General features: G+C 63.8%; 17 protein-coding genes and 1 tRNA gene. 6 read left to right on the forward strand and 12 right to left on the reverse strand.

Annotation, left to right across the window (positions count from 1 at the left end):
* Positions 1-165 precede the first annotated feature (165 nt).
* Both MOV75_RS09305 and MOV75_RS09310 read left to right on the forward strand, forming a co-directional pair.
* Positions 166-242 (forward strand) — tRNA-Arg (locus MOV75_RS09305).
* Positions 243-352: 110 nt separating this feature from the next.
* Positions 353-1459 (forward strand): hypothetical protein, encoded by a 1107-nt coding sequence (locus tag MOV75_RS09310; RefSeq protein WP_247005454.1) that lies wholly within the window; start codon positions 353-355, stop codon positions 1457-1459.
* Between the two features lie 95 nt (positions 1460-1554).
* On the opposite strand, the gene MOV75_RS09315 is transcribed toward MOV75_RS09310, so the two are convergent.
* The gene (locus MOV75_RS09315) at positions 1555-1764 is read right to left on the reverse strand and encodes a hypothetical protein (RefSeq protein ID WP_246919823.1); all 210 of its coding nucleotides are present in this window, start codon (positions 1762-1764) and stop codon (positions 1555-1557) included.
* 93 nt (positions 1765-1857) lie between these two features.
* A complete protein-coding gene (locus tag MOV75_RS09320; protein WP_246919822.1) occupies positions 1858-2301 on the reverse strand; it encodes a TspO/MBR family protein in 444 nt (147 codons plus the stop codon).
* Positions 2302-2344: 43 nt separating this feature from the next.
* Between MOV75_RS09320 and dinB the strand changes: the two genes are divergently transcribed.
* Complete coding sequence (gene dinB / locus MOV75_RS09325; RefSeq protein WP_247005463.1) at positions 2345-3445, forward strand: DNA polymerase IV; 1101 nt, start codon at positions 2345-2347, stop codon at positions 3443-3445.
* 89 nt (positions 3446-3534) lie between these two features.
* On the opposite strand, the gene MOV75_RS09330 is transcribed toward dinB, so the two are convergent.
* From MOV75_RS09330 to MOV75_RS09355, 6 genes are all read right to left on the reverse strand, one after another.
* Positions 3535-3828, reverse strand: coding sequence for a hypothetical protein (locus tag MOV75_RS09330; RefSeq protein ID WP_246919819.1), 294 nt, complete (start codon positions 3826-3828; stop codon positions 3535-3537).
* A gap of 216 nt (positions 3829-4044) precedes the next feature.
* Positions 4045-4731: a DNA-3-methyladenine glycosylase I gene (locus MOV75_RS09335; protein WP_246919837.1), complete on the reverse strand. Its 687-nt coding sequence runs from the start codon at positions 4729-4731 to the stop codon at positions 4045-4047.
* Positions 4732-4905: 174 nt separating this feature from the next.
* Positions 4906-5439: a GNAT family N-acetyltransferase gene (locus tag MOV75_RS09340; RefSeq protein ID WP_246919818.1), complete on the reverse strand. Its 534-nt coding sequence runs from the start codon at positions 5437-5439 to the stop codon at positions 4906-4908.
* A 121-nt stretch (positions 5440-5560) separates the two neighbouring features.
* Positions 5561-6301: a di-trans,poly-cis-decaprenylcistransferase gene (locus MOV75_RS09345; RefSeq protein ID WP_247005466.1), complete on the reverse strand. Its 741-nt coding sequence runs from the start codon at positions 6299-6301 to the stop codon at positions 5561-5563.
* A 30-nt stretch (positions 6302-6331) separates the two neighbouring features.
* On the reverse strand, positions 6332-6706 hold the full coding sequence (locus MOV75_RS09350; RefSeq protein WP_246919816.1) for a transcriptional regulator: 375 nt from the start codon (positions 6704-6706) through the stop codon (positions 6332-6334).
* On the reverse strand, positions 6693-7310 hold the full coding sequence (locus MOV75_RS09355) for a hypothetical protein (RefSeq protein WP_247005476.1): 618 nt from the start codon (positions 7308-7310) through the stop codon (positions 6693-6695). The genes MOV75_RS09350 and MOV75_RS09355 overlap by 14 nt, the downstream gene beginning before the upstream one ends.
* A gap of 184 nt (positions 7311-7494) precedes the next feature.
* Between MOV75_RS09355 and MOV75_RS09360 the strand changes: the two genes are divergently transcribed.
* Positions 7495-8742, forward strand: a complete 1248-nt coding sequence (locus MOV75_RS09360; protein ID WP_247005468.1) for a S1C family serine protease — start codon at positions 7495-7497, stop codon at positions 8740-8742.
* A 136-nt stretch (positions 8743-8878) separates the two neighbouring features.
* Here the strand turns inward: MOV75_RS09360 and MOV75_RS09365 are convergent, their stop codons facing one another.
* Positions 8879-9154: a DUF3551 domain-containing protein gene (locus tag MOV75_RS09365; protein WP_246919814.1), complete on the reverse strand. Its 276-nt coding sequence runs from the start codon at positions 9152-9154 to the stop codon at positions 8879-8881.
* 150 nt (positions 9155-9304) lie between these two features.
* Positions 9305-10279, reverse strand: coding sequence for a tripartite tricarboxylate transporter substrate binding protein (locus MOV75_RS09370; RefSeq protein ID WP_246919813.1), 975 nt, complete (start codon positions 10277-10279; stop codon positions 9305-9307).
* A 125-nt stretch (positions 10280-10404) separates the two neighbouring features.
* Here MOV75_RS09370 and MOV75_RS09375 point away from each other — a divergent pair, with 125 nt between their 5' ends.
* Positions 10405-10815 (forward strand): VOC family protein, encoded by a 411-nt coding sequence (locus MOV75_RS09375; RefSeq protein ID WP_246919812.1) that lies wholly within the window; start codon positions 10405-10407, stop codon positions 10813-10815.
* Between the two features lie 241 nt (positions 10816-11056).
* Complete coding sequence (locus MOV75_RS09380; RefSeq protein ID WP_247005471.1) at positions 11057-12637, forward strand: AMP-binding protein; 1581 nt, start codon at positions 11057-11059, stop codon at positions 12635-12637.
* Between the two features lie 123 nt (positions 12638-12760).
* Here the strand turns inward: MOV75_RS09380 and MOV75_RS09385 are convergent, their stop codons facing one another.
* Complete coding sequence (locus tag MOV75_RS09385) at positions 12761-13855, reverse strand: HD-GYP domain-containing protein (protein ID WP_246919807.1); 1095 nt, start codon at positions 13853-13855, stop codon at positions 12761-12763.
* 402 nt (positions 13856-14257) lie between these two features.
* Positions 14258-14779, reverse strand: a 522-nt coding sequence (locus tag MOV75_RS09390) for a molybdopterin cofactor-binding domain-containing protein (protein ID WP_247005473.1), incomplete at its 5' end; no start/stop codon positions are given.

Here is a 14779-nt window from a genome sequence, read left to right on the forward strand (position 1 = left end):
GGCCGCAACCGCGTCATCTGCGCCGAAAGGGTGCTGGCCGAGTTCGCCGCCCTCGGCCGGCAGGCCGCAGGGGTTCCGGCGCCTTTCCAGCGCAAATCAGCTCGCGCCCGATAGGCGGGAAGCGGTTGCCCACCCCTCGCCAATCGGCTAAATGAACTCCCACTAGCACCCGTAGCTCAGCTGGATAGAGCGTTGCCCTCCGAAGGCAAAGGTCACACGTTCGAATCGTGTCGGGTGCGCCAGTCGACGATTTGGTCGCCGCCATGTGGGCTGTCAAGCAAGCAACTACTTGGCGCGCCTAAAGTGCATCTGCATTGATACCGGCGCCTCGGCGTTAGACCGTGGAAGCGACATGGGCCGCAGATATCCTTATCCGCGCTTTCTGCAACTCAAACTGACACCCCTTGAGCAACTTCGCTACGTCATAAGATATCCCGGACGGAAACTACGGGCGAAGCTTGATCGCCTCTGGTATTCGAAATTCGTTTACCGATGGGTCGGCGGTCCCCTACACGACCGGAAGTACGCGCCTTGGGTCCCCTATTCGCCCGAAGCGAAAGCGCCTGTTGTGATCGACCCGAGCCGGCCCCGGTGCCGCACGCGACATGGCAATGCGGTCGTTTACTGGATGCGCTTAGGGGCAACTCTCCACCCGAACCATGCGCGGGCCGCGCTACAGCCGGATGGCACGCGGGGCAACGTCCAAAACCGCACCATGGGTTGGTGGCGGCGTGAAGGGCGAAGTCACAAGCTATGGATTATCGGGGATGTCGACATTCGCGCCGACGACGTCGTCTTCATCGACGCCGTCTCTCAAGACTTGATATATGACGCGCCTCCGGCCGACTCTTCTGACCTCCTCGAACGCGAGCTCGCGACACATCCTCCATTCGTCGATGCGCTGGCAAACGACAAGTTTGCGGCCGTTGCCCACAGCATGCTCATGCACCTCGATTGGATACGTACTGGCACGCGCGAGGCCGGCACGTTCGATAGCCTCCATCACATGATTGCGTGCCTGCGCAACAAGGGAGAGGACTATCTCGATTACAAATTTGGTGATTACCCGGTCACGCTGACCGATTCCGAGAGAATAGCGCATACAGAGCGGATGAGAGAGATCATGCACTCGCTGGGCTGGCGCACCTATACAGCGGACGAGCTCAAGGCGAGGATGCGCGAAGACTTCCGCATTCGGGTCGGACGCCGGGTCGAGGCATGGCGACGGCTGGACGACCTTGAAGCGCGACCGGCCGGCAGCCATGATGTCCTCGCCAAGACGCCACCCATCATGGACATGCCGCTTTACCAGGGCGACGAGGCAGAATGGCTCAAAACGTTGGGACAGGAGGAGCGAATCGCGATCTCCTCACAATTCGTGCAGCGGATCAAGGATCTCGCGAATACGGGCCGCCTCACACCGAGGGAGTTCGAAGAGCTATCGCGGTTTCTCATCTAGGCCACGGCTTGCGAGCCCGACGGCACACCGCCAGCCCGACAGGCTGTTCAGTGAGACCTTGATCGGAAACTTGCTCGCCAGAACAAGCGAGTCACTCACGTCAGCATCGAGACAATCGCCTGGATCTGATCGGACGCGACCGTCACCAGGGAGTCATACGACGTGTGGCCGTGTGCGGCCGCCTTCAGGATGCATTCGGCGACTGCCGCCTTCAGGCCGAACACGGACTGGTCCGCCGGGACGCTCGCCATCACGGTCTCAAGCGCTTGACGCATCGTCTGAATGAGCTCGGAGCTGTATTGCATGGGCTGTCCTCCCCACGCTGATATGGGACCGCATGCCCATGCCTGCCACTCACAAGCATGAGACTGCTGTTTGAACGGCCGTGACCAAACACCTCAATTCAAGCGCCAGATCGCCGCATTGAGCACGCCGGCAAACGCGACCCAGGCTGCGTAAGGCACGAACAACGCTGCGGCCAGTCGGTCACGTGATGTCTCCAGACTGATGTAAGTCACGATCGCGACGAACAGACCAATGAGGATGACGAGCGCGGCGCCGATCTGGTGCATCGTGAACATGACCGGCGACCAGGCGAAATTGAGCGCCATTTGCGCGGCCCAGACCAGCATCGCTCTGCCCCTGGGTTCACGGCGAAAGGTCCGCCAGCCCGCCACCGCGATCATGATGTAGAGGATGGTCCAGGCCACCGGGAACGCCCAGTTCGGCGGTACGAAGCCGGGCTTGGCAAGGCCAGCATACCATTCACCCGGCAGATTGGTCGCGCCGATCAGCCAGCCGATGCCAACCACGCCCACCACGAAGACCAACAGCTGCAGCATCCGTCACCTCGCGCTTCTCATCCCGCAATTGTATCATCGTTCCATGAGCGATTCCGACACGGTCGCCGGCGAGGCCTCCCCGGTGCGCAAGATCATCCATATCGACATGGATGCCTTCTATGCGTCGGTAGAACAACGCGACAATCCGGAACTGCGCGGAAAGCCGGTTGCGGTTGGGGGCTCCGCGGAGCGCGGCGTCGTCGCGGCCGCGAGCTATGAGGCCCGCAAATTCGGCGTTCGCTCCGCCATGCCGTCGGTGACAGCAAAGCGGCAATGTCCCGATCTGATCTTCGTCAGGCCGCGCTTCGAGGTCTACAAGGCGATCTCCAGGCAGATCCGCGAGATCTTTGCCGAGCACACGCCCGTCATCGAGCCGTTGTCGCTCGACGAAGCGTATCTGGACGTCACCGAAAACCTGCAAGGCATCCCGCTGGCGCGGGACATCGCGCTGCGGATCCGCGAGAAGATCAAGGCCGAGACGGGCCTCAACGCGTCGGCGGGCATCTCCTACAACAAGTTTCTGGCCAAGCTCGCCTCCGATCATCGCAAGCCCAACGGTCAGTTCGTGATTTCGCCGGAAATGGGGCCCGCCTTCGTCGAGACGCTGCCCGTCGGCAAGTTCCACGGGATAGGCCCGGCGACGCGTGCGAAGATGAACGCGCTCGGCATGTTCACTGGTCTGGATATCCGCAATCAATCGCTGGAGTTCATGAATGCGAATTTCGGCAAGTCGGGCGCCTATTACTATTGGATCTCGCGCGGCGTCGACGAGCGGCCGGTCCGGGCCGACCGAATTCGCAAGTCGATCGGCGCGGAGAACACGTTCTCAACCGATCTCATCGAATATGGCGCGCTGTCGGCCGAGCTCAAACCTCTCGTCGACAAGGTCTGGCGCCATTGCGAGGCAACCGGCAACCGGGGCCGGACCGTCACCTTGAAGATCAAATTTGCCGACTTCGAGATCATCACGCGCAGCAGATCCGTCGCAGCGGCGGTTGCGGGACGGAATGAGCTGGAGCGGCTGGCCTGCGGCCTGCTCGAAGCCGAGATGCCGCTGCCAAAGCGCGTCAGGCTCCTCGGCGTATCGTTGTCTGCTCTCCAGGCCGGCGGCGAGCCGGAGCCGCAGCTGACATTGGGCATTTGAGCGAGGCTGTCGATCCTCGCGTTGTGCGAGACCGACGGTGGCGGGATTTTTAGACCCCGCCACCGATGAAGGTCGCCACGCTCGGCCGCTCAATGCCTGACGTGCTCGAACACCACGATCACGCCTGTCGGCTCGGGCTCGTGCGCCATCAGGCGCGTCAGATCGGAATCGCCCCAATCGGCGAGGCTGACGACTTCACCGCTCTGGCGATCGGCGCCGAGCGATGGCGTGGGCTCGAGGACCTTGAGGCCCATTTCGTCGACGAAGAAGGTGTGTTCGCCGAACATGCTGTTGAGCTGCGGCATGGCGGGATGTTCGTCGGGCAGCACCTGAGCGCCGAGTTGGTTGACGGTCTGCTTCACCTGTTCGGTTGTGAGCTTCATGAGCTGCTCCGTTCTGTGTCCGGTTTCATTGGCCCGGGCGGGAGCAGGTGTTCCCTGCGCCTTTGTCCGCCTGGCTCGACTTCGAACAGGTGCTGCGCACAAATGTTCCGGTGAAATGTATTTTGTGATCGCGTGTTGCATCCGCCGCGCTCGCGGCACGAGATCGCCACAGGATGCACACGATCTGTCCGTGGGCTGACCCTAATCGGCGGCGTCCTACTCACTTCGGCTTTCACCCACCGACAGCGCGCAGATGCGTGACAGATAGGTGTAGGATAGACCAGTCTCCTCGGCCCAGGCGTTGAACTGCGCCTGCACCTTGGCGAGATCGCCCTTCGACTTGACCTCTTCTGCAATATCGAGGCCTGCATCGCGCAAGGACGCGACGACGTCCTTTGACGTGACAAAGCCATCCCAACCGACGAAGCGCAGCAGCATCTGGCCGGTATTGCCGCCGAGACGACTGCCGCGCTTGGTCAGGAGATCGAGCAGGCCGATCTGGTCGGACGAAGGCCATTTCGCCAGAAACTTGCCGAAGCTGCCATGCTCCTTCGCGATCTCCTGCACGAAGCCGGCATTGTCGCGCACCGACATGATCTTGGCACCGTTGCGCACGATACGCGCGTCGCGCAAAAGGCCTTCCCAATAGTCTTCCGGCTGGAAGCTGAGCTTGGGCGGCTGGAAATGCAGGAAGGCCTCTTCGAAGCCGTCCCATTTCGAATCGATCACGCTCCAGGCAAAGCCGGCGCAGAACACACGCTTGGTCATCTCGGCGAGGATGCGGTCGTCGCCGAGCTTGGCCAGCCGCTTCAGGTCGGGCTTTGCCGGCATCAGCTTTTCCAGCGCCTTGGGCCCGCCCTTGCGTTTCTCGGCGCGGGCACGAATGGTCTTGAAGGAGGTCATGCGACACAAGCGGTTGAGGGCGCGCCACGACATCAGAATTCGACGATGCCGTCCAGCCCCGCGGTGCTGTCGACCGATCCGGTCCTGCCGGCGGATCATGTGCATCGAGCAGCTTGCAAACGTCTTGCCGCCGCGAAATCCCGACAAAGGCGGCCGACCGATCGGCAGGCCCGGCTAGCGCGACAGGCGTTTCGCGAGGTGGACCGACTGCCAGTCTCCGAGCCCGGTATCGTCGAAGCCCGCCTTCTTCGCGAGGCCGCGCATCTCAGAGTTCGTGCGCGCCGTCTCGGCGGCGATCATCTCGTGGCCGAGATCGACCGCACGCGTCTCCATTGCCGTCAGCATCTGAAGGCCAAGTCCCATGCGCTGGAAGGCATCGGCGACCGAAATGGCAAATTCGCCATGCCGTGCCGCCGCGTCGTAGGCGTATCGCGCTTCGCCGATGATCATGCCCCGCCCCTCCTCCCTGAGCTCGGCGAGCAAGGTGAAGTTATCGAGACCGCCGCTCTTGGCGATGCATTCGGCCGCGACCACGCCGGGGTCCGCTCGCGCACCACTGAAGCGCTTGTTGCGGGACGTCGTGGAAAGGCCGGTGAAATAGACCGACAGGTTCTCGACATCCGATGCGCCGGCGGTTCTGATGCAGACCATGCCCTTCGCTTCGGCAAGTTCGATCGGCTCGACGACGCCCGGAAACAGCTGTGACATGCATGATGCTTTCGGCAGGTGCTGGGACTTGCACACCTAGCCGAAGCCGCGCACTGGCCGCTTGGACATTGCCGTCAATCATGCGTCTGAAAACGAACAGCTCGTTTTCATGTGCCGCGCGTCACACACGGGATAGCGACGGCACCTCCTCGGGCATGATCGCCTGAAGGCCGCCGAAGCGACGCTCGCGGCCATGGAAAGAAGCCAGGGCAGCGGCAAGATCGCTCGCGTCGAACTCGGGCCACATCCGCTCGGTGAAGTGCAGCTCGGCATAGGCGCCTTCCCAGAGCAGGAAGTCCGACAGCCGCTTCTCACCGGAGGTGCGAATGATGAGGTCGACGTCGCGCAGGCCGGCTTCGCCGGTGACGAGCTGCGAGAAGGCTTCCCGGGTGATGCTGGTCAACGCGGCCGCCTTCGCCGCGGCATTGAGAATGGCATCGCGCGCGGAATAATCGACCGCGATGCGCAGGTGCAGCGTGCTGCCTTGGGCGGTGGCTCCCTCGGCGCGCGTAATCGCGGTGGCGATGCCTTCGGGCAGGCGATCGCGACGGCCGATCACGGTGAGACGCACACCGTTCTTGACCAGGCTCTGCACCTCATTGGCGAGATAGAAACGCAGCAAGGTCATCAATGCAGCGACCTCCGCTTTCGGCCTCCGCCAATTGTCGGTGGAGAACGCGTAGAGCGTCAGCGTACCGATGCCCTGCTTGGGCGCAGCCTCGACGATACGGCGGATCGTCTCGATGCCCGCCTCGTGGCCGCGCAAGCGAGACAGGCCGCGCCGCGTCGCCCATCGTCCGTTGCCGTCCATGATGATGCCGACATGAAGCTTCTCGTTGCAGGACGTAAGATCACTTTGCATTGCAAAGTCTCCGGTCAAAAAGGGGGAGGATCAGGTCGAGGCGATACCGAGGCGGCCGAGCGGCGGCGCCTCGCGGCCGGCGGCCTTCGCAGCGTCGCGCACCAGACGCTCGAGCACGGCGAGATAGTCGAGGAAACGGCGGCGGCCGGTCTTGGTGAGGCGGCAAGTGGTGTGCGGGCGGTTGCCCTCGTAGCCCTTGGTCACCTCGACGAGGCCGGCCTCCTGGAGCACGGCAAGGTGCCGGCTGAGATTGCCGTCGGTGAGGCCGCACAGCTGCTTGAGGTCGGCGAATGCCAGCCCCTTGGGATGCGCCATCAGCGAGGTCAGAAGCCCGAGCCTCGCCTTCTCGTGAATCACGCGGTCCAATCCTTCGTAAGAGAAGGGTGCGCTGTCAGTCTTCGACATCGTGGTCTCCGGATGCGACATGCAGAATGCCCGCCATCATCGACTGCCCGATCACGAAGGGCAGGCCCATGGTCCATGGCGACAGCGTGTGGGTCTGGCTCGCAAGCACCACCACCGCGAAGCCGGACACGAAATACCAGGCGCCGGCGAACGCGACGGTGCGCGGCAACGAGCGGACGGAGGCGAAAATGCCGAGCGACACCAGGATCTGCCACAGGCCCGGGAGCAGCCACAGCGTCTCGCCTGCGAATTTCCACATCACCACCGCGAGCAACACACCGGCAACGCCTGCGGGCAGGAACTGCTCGACAGCCTGGTGGATCATGGCATCGGCCAGACCCGAATGATGACGGCGCGATCGCGCGCGCATCTCGATCCCGATGATCAGGCCGGAGAGCGCGGCGGCGATGAACCAGCCGAAGAAGAAGCCGAGCGGCTCGCTGGTGGGATCGCCGAGCAGCCAGAATTGCAGGATCGCGGTGAACAGCGCGACGGCACCGGTCGCGACCAGCGTCGCAGGGCCGTAACCGCGGAACGCCGTGCCGGCCGCGATCTGGCTGCGGATCGTCACGATGTCGGCCAGTGCCTTGTCGAGATCGCGTATTGGCAACGCCAGAACCTCGCTTCACCCCTGCTTGACGGGATGGTTGAGCCGATACTTTGTATTGCAAAGTATATAGCATCGCAAAGTAAACACAAGCCTTGACGGCGTCGCGAACGAACAACTGCCGGTTGCGCCGCGCCTGCTCCCGCAGATATGATGCGTCCAAGGCGTCCGGGGGCTGAGTATGTGGCTTAAGTCATTAATCGTTGCATCTTTGTTGCAGGTGAGCATCGCCGGCATCGCGCATGCGAAAGGACCATTCGGCAGCGTCAATGTCGGCAACTGGATCGGCGGCGCCTTCAGCAACGACGAGACGGGCGCCTTCTCCCATTGCGCCGCAACGACGCCCTATGCGAACGGCGTCATCCTAGTCGTCGGCTACAGCGCCGTCGGAACCTGGTCGCTGGCCTTTGCGAGTCCAAGCTACCGTTTCAAGCAGGGCGAGAACGCCGCGATCGACGTCATCTTCGACGGACAGGAACAGGCGAGGCTGTTTGCCACGGCCAATCAGCCGAACATGCTCACAGCCGTCATGCCGGCCAATGTCGTGCGAACGTTTCAGAAGGCAAGTCTGATGGTCGCGACCAGCGGCCGCACCGCGCTGAATTTCGACCTGACCTCGACCGGCCCCGTGATCGCGGCGTTGGCCAATTGCGTGACCAAGGTGAAAGCCGACGGGCTCGACAAGGCCGGCGACTTTACCAAGGGTGCGGCCAAGCCGGCCGCCATGGCGGAGAAGCAGGCGTCACCGCCGGCCGGCAGCAAAGCTGCCAGGGCCAAGAGCGGCACCGGCTTCGTGGTTAGCGCGAACGGCCACATCGTCACCAACAATCATGTGATCGACGGCTGCGTCGGCGACATCAAGGGCAATCTCACCGGCGAGGCCTCGATGGTGCTGCGCGTCGTATCGAGCGATGCGAACAACGATCTCGCCCTCCTGCAGGCACCGTCGACGACGACGTTCAAGGACTTTGCGCGGATTCGCGACCGGTCGATTCGCTCCGGCGATTCGGTCATCGCCATCGGCTTTCCCTTCCACGGCTTGCTGAGCTCCGACTTCACTGTGACCACCGGCATCGTCAGCTCGCTCAGCGGCATGCGCAACGATTCGCGTTTCCTCCAAATCAGCGCGCCGGTGCAGCCCGGCAATAGCGGCGGCCCGCTGTTCGATGCCACCGGCCAGGTCGTGGGCGTGGTCACCGGAAAGATCCCAGCATTGCGTATCGCCGCTGCGACCGGCAACATCCCCGAGAACATCAACTTCGCCATCAAGACCGGGGTGCTGCGCGACTTCCTCGACAATTCCGTGGTGCCCTACCAGACCGCCGAGCCGAAGGGCGAACTCAAGACCACCGAGATCGCCGGCAACGCGCGCGCCTACACGATGCTGATCTCGTGCAATGCGACGGAGCAGGCGGAGGCGAAGCGATAGCTGCGCTTCAATCTCCGCTGTGTTTCCCGCGAACGCGGATAATCCCGTACGCGGCGGCCTCTCGATTCAGCGACGACCGCCTCGGGTTACTGGATCGCCCGGGCAAGCCGGGCGATGACTGCTGCGCAGGCGGCTCTTAATACGGCGCGACCGGTCTTACGCGCCGCTGCGGCCGTGGTTGCGGCGGCACCTGGCCGTAGGCGAAGCGAGGATTGCGACCGCAGTACAGCAGCCGGCCGGACACGCTGGCCTGGCATTGTTCATAGGTGTTGTAGGCGCATTCGCCTGGATAATCATAGTCGCCGCCCTGGGCGCACCATGGATAGTCCCGCGCGGCTGCGGGCGTGACGGCGGCGATGCCGCCCAGGACCGCAACGCCGAGCGTCAGCAGCACCAATTGCGTCTTGCGCATGATCCAACTCCTCTCAGGCAGGCCCCAGATACGGCACCATGTCTCATCATGGTGTCGCGGCGTCATTTTACGCCAGATCAACGAAACAAGGAACGCAAGAAAAAAGCCCCGCCGGACGGCAGGGCTCCATTCCCGGTTATCACAAGATCGCTACTCGACCTTCAGGTCGGCGAACTCGACGACCTTCCTCCACTTCTCGGTCTCGGCCTTGATCTCCTCGCCGAACGCCTCGGGCGTCTGCGCGCGCGGCTCGCCGCCGAGCTCGACCAGACGCTTGGCCATGTCGGGCTCCTTGATGACCGCGTTGACCTCGGCGTTGAGCTTGGCGATGATTTCCTTCGGCGTGTTCTTGGGCGCGCCCATGCCGAACAGTGCGCTGGCCTCATAGCCCTTGACGGTGTCGGCGATCGGCTGGATATCAGGCAGCTGCGGCGAGCGTTCCGTGGTGGTGACGCCGATGGCGCGAAGCGAGCCGGAGCGGATGTGCTGGATGATCGAAGGCATGTTGTCGAAGATCACCTGCACCTGGCCGCCGAGCATGTCGGTGATCGCGGGCGCCGCGCCCCGATAAGGCACGTGCTGCATCTTGCAGCCGGTCATGGCCATGAACATCTCGCCGGACAGATGCACCGAGGTGCCGTTGCCGGACGAGGCCATGTTCACCTTGCCGGGATTTGCCTTCACGTACTCGATGAACTCGGCGACGTTCTTCGCCGGCACGTCCTTGTTGACGGTCATCACGTTCGGCACGCGCTGGAACGAGGCGACCGGCGCCATATCCTGCACGAAGTTGAACTTGAGGTTCTTGTAGAGCGAGGCGTTGATGTAGTTGGCCGGGTTGACCAGTTGCAGCGTGTAGCCGTCCGGCTCGGCGTTGATGACCGATTCGGTGGCGATGTTGTTCCCGGCGCCCGGCTTGTTCTCGATCACGAATTGCTGGCCGAGCTTTTCCGACAGCCGCTGGCCGATCAGCCGCGCCAGAATGTCGGTGGCCCCGCCCGGCGGATAGCCGACCACCCATTTCACCGGGCGGGCCGGATAATCGGCGGCAAGGGCCTTCGACAGCGGGGTGGCTGCAAGCGGACTGGCGGCGAGCAGGCCCAGCGCGGTACGGCGAGTGATCATCTCAAGGGTTCTCCCAACGTGTTGTTCTTGAAGCCAGATATCTTGAAGCCGGCGTCGGTAGGGTTGTAACAAAGCTTGCTGCAGGCGGAAAGTGCGCGGGGCGCATCGCGACGAAAGGATAAGGCATGCCGGTCAAGGTCGAGGCCCTCGATCATCTCGTGATCAACGTCGCCGACGTCGCGGCCACTGCGGACTGGTACCGCAGGATTCTCGGCATGGAAGTCAAGGTGTTCGATCCCGGCGGCGGCAAAGCGCCGCGGACGTCACTCGTCTTTGGTAACCAGAAGATCAACGTCCGGCCGCGCGATGCCGACAAGGTGGAGTGGTTCACCGCGGACCACCAGACCGCCGGCAGCGAGGACCTCTGCTTCCTCACCTCTGCTGCGCCCGACGAGGTGGTGGCGCATTTGCAGGCACACGGCGTCGCGATCGAGGAAGGCCCGGTTCCCAAGCAGGGAGCCCGCGGCACGCTCCGCTCGGTCTATTGCCGGGATCCGGATGGCAGCCTGATCGAGATTTCGTCGTACGCGGATTGAGGCCAATAGGGCCTCGCTGCCAACCCCAACCGCCGTCACTGCGAGCGAAGCGAAGCAATCCAGACTGGCTCCGCGGGGGGAGCCTGGATGGCTTCGTCGCAAGGGCTCCTCGCAATGACGGGAGAGAGCGCGCCTCGCCCGCAGGCAACTCCGGATTTGCTCCCCGCCCCGTCCAATGGCAGGAAGACGCAATAATCCAGAGACAGCCGCCATCAAGATGCGGGCTGCACGGGGAGGACACATGCCTGTTCAACAGACCGCAGCCGGAATCGTCGGCCCATTCGATGGGCTTGACGTGCCCTGGCTCTTGAGGATGCGGGCCGAGGTGCGCAGCTCACATCCGTTCCTGATCTGGGCGCCGTTCGATGCGCCGGCGCGGCGCTGGAGCTATGGCGAATTTCACGAGCGGGTCGGCGCGCTCGCGGCGGGGCTGGCGCGCCGCGGCATCAAGCCCGGCGAATATGTGCTCATTCATCTGGACAATTGCATCGAGGCGATGCTGGCCTGGTTTGCCTGCGTCGAGTTAGGGGCCATCGCCGTCACCACCAACACGCGCTCGGCGCCGGCCGAGATCGCGTATTTCGCGGATCATTGCGGCGCAGTCGCCGCGATCACGCAGCCGGCCTATGCGGAGATCGTCGCGCAGAGCTGCCGCAACATCCGCTGGATGGCAGTGACCTCGCATGACGCGGGCGTCGTGCCCGCGCAGGCGGTTTCACGCGGCGACAGCTTTGAATCCCTGTTCGCCGACAGCGCCGATCGTCCGAAACGCGCGACCGATCCGCTCGCGCCGTGCAGCGTGCAATACACCTCCGGCACGACGTCGCGTCCGAAGGCGGTGCTGTGGACCCATGCCAACGCGCTATGGGGTGCCAAGATCAATGCCGCGCATGAGGACCTTCATGCCGGCGACGTGCACCAGGCCTATCTGCCGCTGTTCCATACCAACGCTCTCGCCTATTCCATGCTGGCGACGCTGTGGGTCGGTGGCTCCTGCGTGATCCAGCCGCGCTTCTCCGCGAGCCGGTTCTGGGGCGTCGCGCGCCAGCACGGCGCGACATGGACCTCGACTATACCATTCTGCATGAAGGCGCTGCTCGAGCAGGAGGTCCCGAAAGACCACAAATTCCGCCTGTGGGGCACTGCGATCAACGAGCCGCCGGCCTTTGCCGCGTTCGGTGTCAAGATGATCGGCTGGTGGGGCATGACCGAGACCATCACCCACGGCATCGTCGGCGAGGTGGACCAACCCAACATCCCGATGTCGATCGGCCGCGCCGCGCCGGAATATCAGATCCGCATCACCGACGATGACGGACGGCCGACCGAGGTCGGCGGCACCGGCAGCCTCGCGATCAAGGGCATCCCTGGTCTGTCGCTGTTCGCCGAATATCTGCACAACGAGAAAGCGACGCGCGAGAGTTTTGACGAGCACGGCTTCTTCCTCACCGGCGACCGCGTCGAGCGTCTCGCGAACGGCTACATCAAGTTCGGCGACCGTGCCAAGGACATGCTGAAGGTCGGCGGCGAGAACGTCGCGGCTTCCGAGATCGAGCAGGTGATCGCGCTCGTACCAGGCGTGCGCGAGAACGCCGTAGTGGCGAAGTCGCATCCGATGCTGGACGAAGTGCCTGTCGTCTTCATCATTCCGCAGGGCGGCGTCGCGGGCGCTGCGCCCGACCTGCATGATCGCGTGATGGCCGCCTGCCGCAAAAGCCTTGCCGACTTCAAGGTGCCGCGCGAGATCAGGTTCGTCGACGACATGCCGCGCTCGACGCTGGAGAAGGTCGCGAAGGCGGAGTTGAGGAAGATGGTGGGGTGAGGTAGGTGCCGTAGGGTGGGCAAAGCGAAGCGTGCCCACCAATCGTTCGGCAAATGCGGATGCATCGTGGGCACGGCGCGCGAAGGGCGCGCCTTTGCCCACCCTACGGCAGTTCGTCAAAAATCAGAACGACCCCAGCGCCACCGGGCGGAACGCCTGCAACAGCTGTTGATCCAGCTTGCCGCCCATGCCTTCCATCATCCCGAACGCACGCGAGTGCGTGAAGGGCATGCGGTAGGCGCGTTTCTCGACCAGGGCGGCGTAGATGTCGACGATCGTCGTCACCCGTACGATGTCGCTGATCTGATTCGACGACAGACCGTTGGGATAGCCGCTGCCGTCGAGGAATTCGTGGTGATGCAAGACGACGTCGAGCATCTCCGGCGGGAAGCCGCCTTGGGCTGCGAGTGCGTCATAGCCGCGGCGCGGATGCTGACGGACCTCCGCCATCTCCTCATCGGTGAGCTTGCCCGGCTTGTCGAGCAGCGCGGAGGGAACGAAGGCCTTGCCGACGTCGTGCAGCAGCGCGGCGCGTGTCAGGCGGCGCTGGTCGTCCTCGCGCATGCCGAGATGCTGCGCGAAGGCGACAGCGAAGCCGGTGACGAACAGGCAGTGACGATAGCTGCCGACATGGTGGCAGCCGACCGTGGTGAGCCATTCACGCAGCGAGGAGTGCTTGATCGCCTTCAGGATCTTGCTTTCCGCGGCGATGACATCGTCGAACGTCAAGGGCACGCCGAGCGGAAGCTTCTCGAACATCTTCTTCAGCACCGTATGAGCCGCATCGACCCCGCGGTTGAGCGTCTTGCCGCGGTCGGTCGCGTCATAGGCGGCGGTGTCGGGGAAGGCAGCGCGGATGCGCTGAAGGATGGCATCGGCCTGGAGCGGCCGCGAGATGGTGTCGGTGGCGCCGAGCGCCCAGGCCTGCATGGTGCCGTGATGCAGGGCATCGGCGAGCACGAACAGCCGCGGCATCGACCGATAGGCATCGCCGCGCAGCTTGTTGCGCACCCGCTGCACGCTCTCGGGCGAGCGCAGGTTGATGTCGACCACGAGGCCGGAGAGATCGCGCGCCGGCTGGGCGGGAATCGCCTCTGTCGACACCGTCGAGACCTCACCGACCGCTTTCAAAATGCTGGCGAGCTCGGTGCTCTCGTCGCTCCGGTCAGAGGCGAGCAGAAGCCGGCGTTTGGCGGCGGTTTTGGCTAGCGCGTTCATGACTTTCCCCAAAGCATGGGTCTGGATTTGGCCATAGCCTAAGCCGGATCAGGTTCTCTGGCCCTTAAGAGGCGTGCTCAATGGAACCTTGGGGGATTGCGTTCAACTTTAGGGATTTTGAGTTCCGGGGACGGGAGCTTCAAAACCGGGAAAACAACCCCATGCACAGTAGACGGGCCATTGATGGACAAGGGGAATTTCGGGCGCTCGTGCCGCTCTCCGCTGTCGTCGCCCGGCTCGACCGGGCAGCCCAGTACTCCGAGACGGCGCGGCGGAACCGAGAAGCCGCGGCGTACTGGATGCCCCGCTTTCGCGGAGCATGACAGCGTAGAGCCGGCTCGAAGCAAATCCGCCGGAGGCTGCCCTCCGGCGGACCGTCTCATTCAACAACCACGTTCGGCCTTACGCCTTCATGCTCGCCTTCACCGCCTCCGCGGTGATCGGCAGCGCCCGGACGCGGGCGCCGCTCGCGTTGAAGATGGCGTTGCCGATGGCGGGGGCGACGACCGTCACGGCGGGCTCGCCGACGCCGGTGGCCTTCTCGCCATTGGCGATCACGGCAATCGCGACCTCGGGCATCTGGCTCATGCGCAAGGGCGTGTAGCTATCGAAATTGGTCTGCTCGATGCCACCGTCCTTCAGCGTCGCCTTCTCGTACATCGCCAGCGACAGGCCCCACAGCGCCGCGCCCTCGACCTGGGCACGGATGTTGTCGGGATGCACCTGCGTGCCGACGTCGGTTGCGACCGTGAGCTTCTTCACGGTGACCGCACCTGACGGCGCCACCGCGACATGGGCGACGCACGCCGTCCAGCTCGCGGTTGCACGCTCCTGCGACGAGACGCAGGCAACGCCCATGCCCTCGCCTTTCGGCAATGGCCTAGTGCCGTAGCCCGACAGTCCCATCGCGGCCAGCAGCGTGTT

The organism is Bradyrhizobium sp. PRIMUS42, from assembly GCF_023006515.1.
Taxonomy (GTDB): domain Bacteria; phylum Pseudomonadota; class Alphaproteobacteria; order Rhizobiales; family Xanthobacteraceae; genus Bradyrhizobium.

Coding starts and splice junctions, on each gene's coding strand:
- MOV75_RS09310 (WP_247005454.1), top strand. CDS start 353: ATGGGCCGCAGATATCCTTATCCGCGCTTTCTGCAACTCAAACTGACA.
- MOV75_RS09315 (WP_246919823.1), bottom strand. CDS start 1,764: ATGCAATACAGCTCCGAGCTCATTCAGACGATGCGTCAAGCGCTTGAG.
- MOV75_RS09320 (WP_246919822.1), bottom strand. CDS start 2,301: ATGCTGCAGCTGTTGGTCTTCGTGGTGGGCGTGGTTGGCATCGGCTGG.
- dinB (WP_247005463.1), top strand. CDS start 2,345: ATGAGCGATTCCGACACGGTCGCCGGCGAGGCCTCCCCGGTGCGCAAG.
- MOV75_RS09330 (WP_246919819.1), bottom strand. CDS start 3,828: ATGAAGCTCACAACCGAACAGGTGAAGCAGACCGTCAACCAACTCGGC.
- MOV75_RS09335 (WP_246919837.1), bottom strand. CDS start 4,731: ATGACCTCCTTCAAGACCATTCGTGCCCGCGCCGAGAAACGCAAGGGC.
- MOV75_RS09340 (WP_246919818.1), bottom strand. CDS start 5,439: ATGTCACAGCTGTTTCCGGGCGTCGTCGAGCCGATCGAACTTGCCGAA.
- MOV75_RS09345 (WP_247005466.1), bottom strand. CDS start 6,301: ATGCAAAGTGATCTTACGTCCTGCAACGAGAAGCTTCATGTCGGCATC.
- MOV75_RS09350 (WP_246919816.1), bottom strand. CDS start 6,706: ATGTCGAAGACTGACAGCGCACCCTTCTCTTACGAAGGATTGGACCGC.
- MOV75_RS09360 (WP_247005468.1), top strand. CDS start 7,495: ATGTGGCTTAAGTCATTAATCGTTGCATCTTTGTTGCAGGTGAGCATC.
- MOV75_RS09365 (WP_246919814.1), bottom strand. CDS start 9,154: ATGCGCAAGACGCAATTGGTGCTGCTGACGCTCGGCGTTGCGGTCCTG.
- MOV75_RS09370 (WP_246919813.1), bottom strand. CDS start 10,279: ATGATCACTCGCCGTACCGCGCTGGGCCTGCTCGCCGCCAGTCCGCTT.
- MOV75_RS09375 (WP_246919812.1), top strand. CDS start 10,405: ATGCCGGTCAAGGTCGAGGCCCTCGATCATCTCGTGATCAACGTCGCC.
- MOV75_RS09380 (WP_247005471.1), top strand. CDS start 11,057: ATGCCTGTTCAACAGACCGCAGCCGGAATCGTCGGCCCATTCGATGGG.
- MOV75_RS09385 (WP_246919807.1), bottom strand. CDS start 13,855: ATGAACGCGCTAGCCAAAACCGCCGCCAAACGCCGGCTTCTGCTCGCC.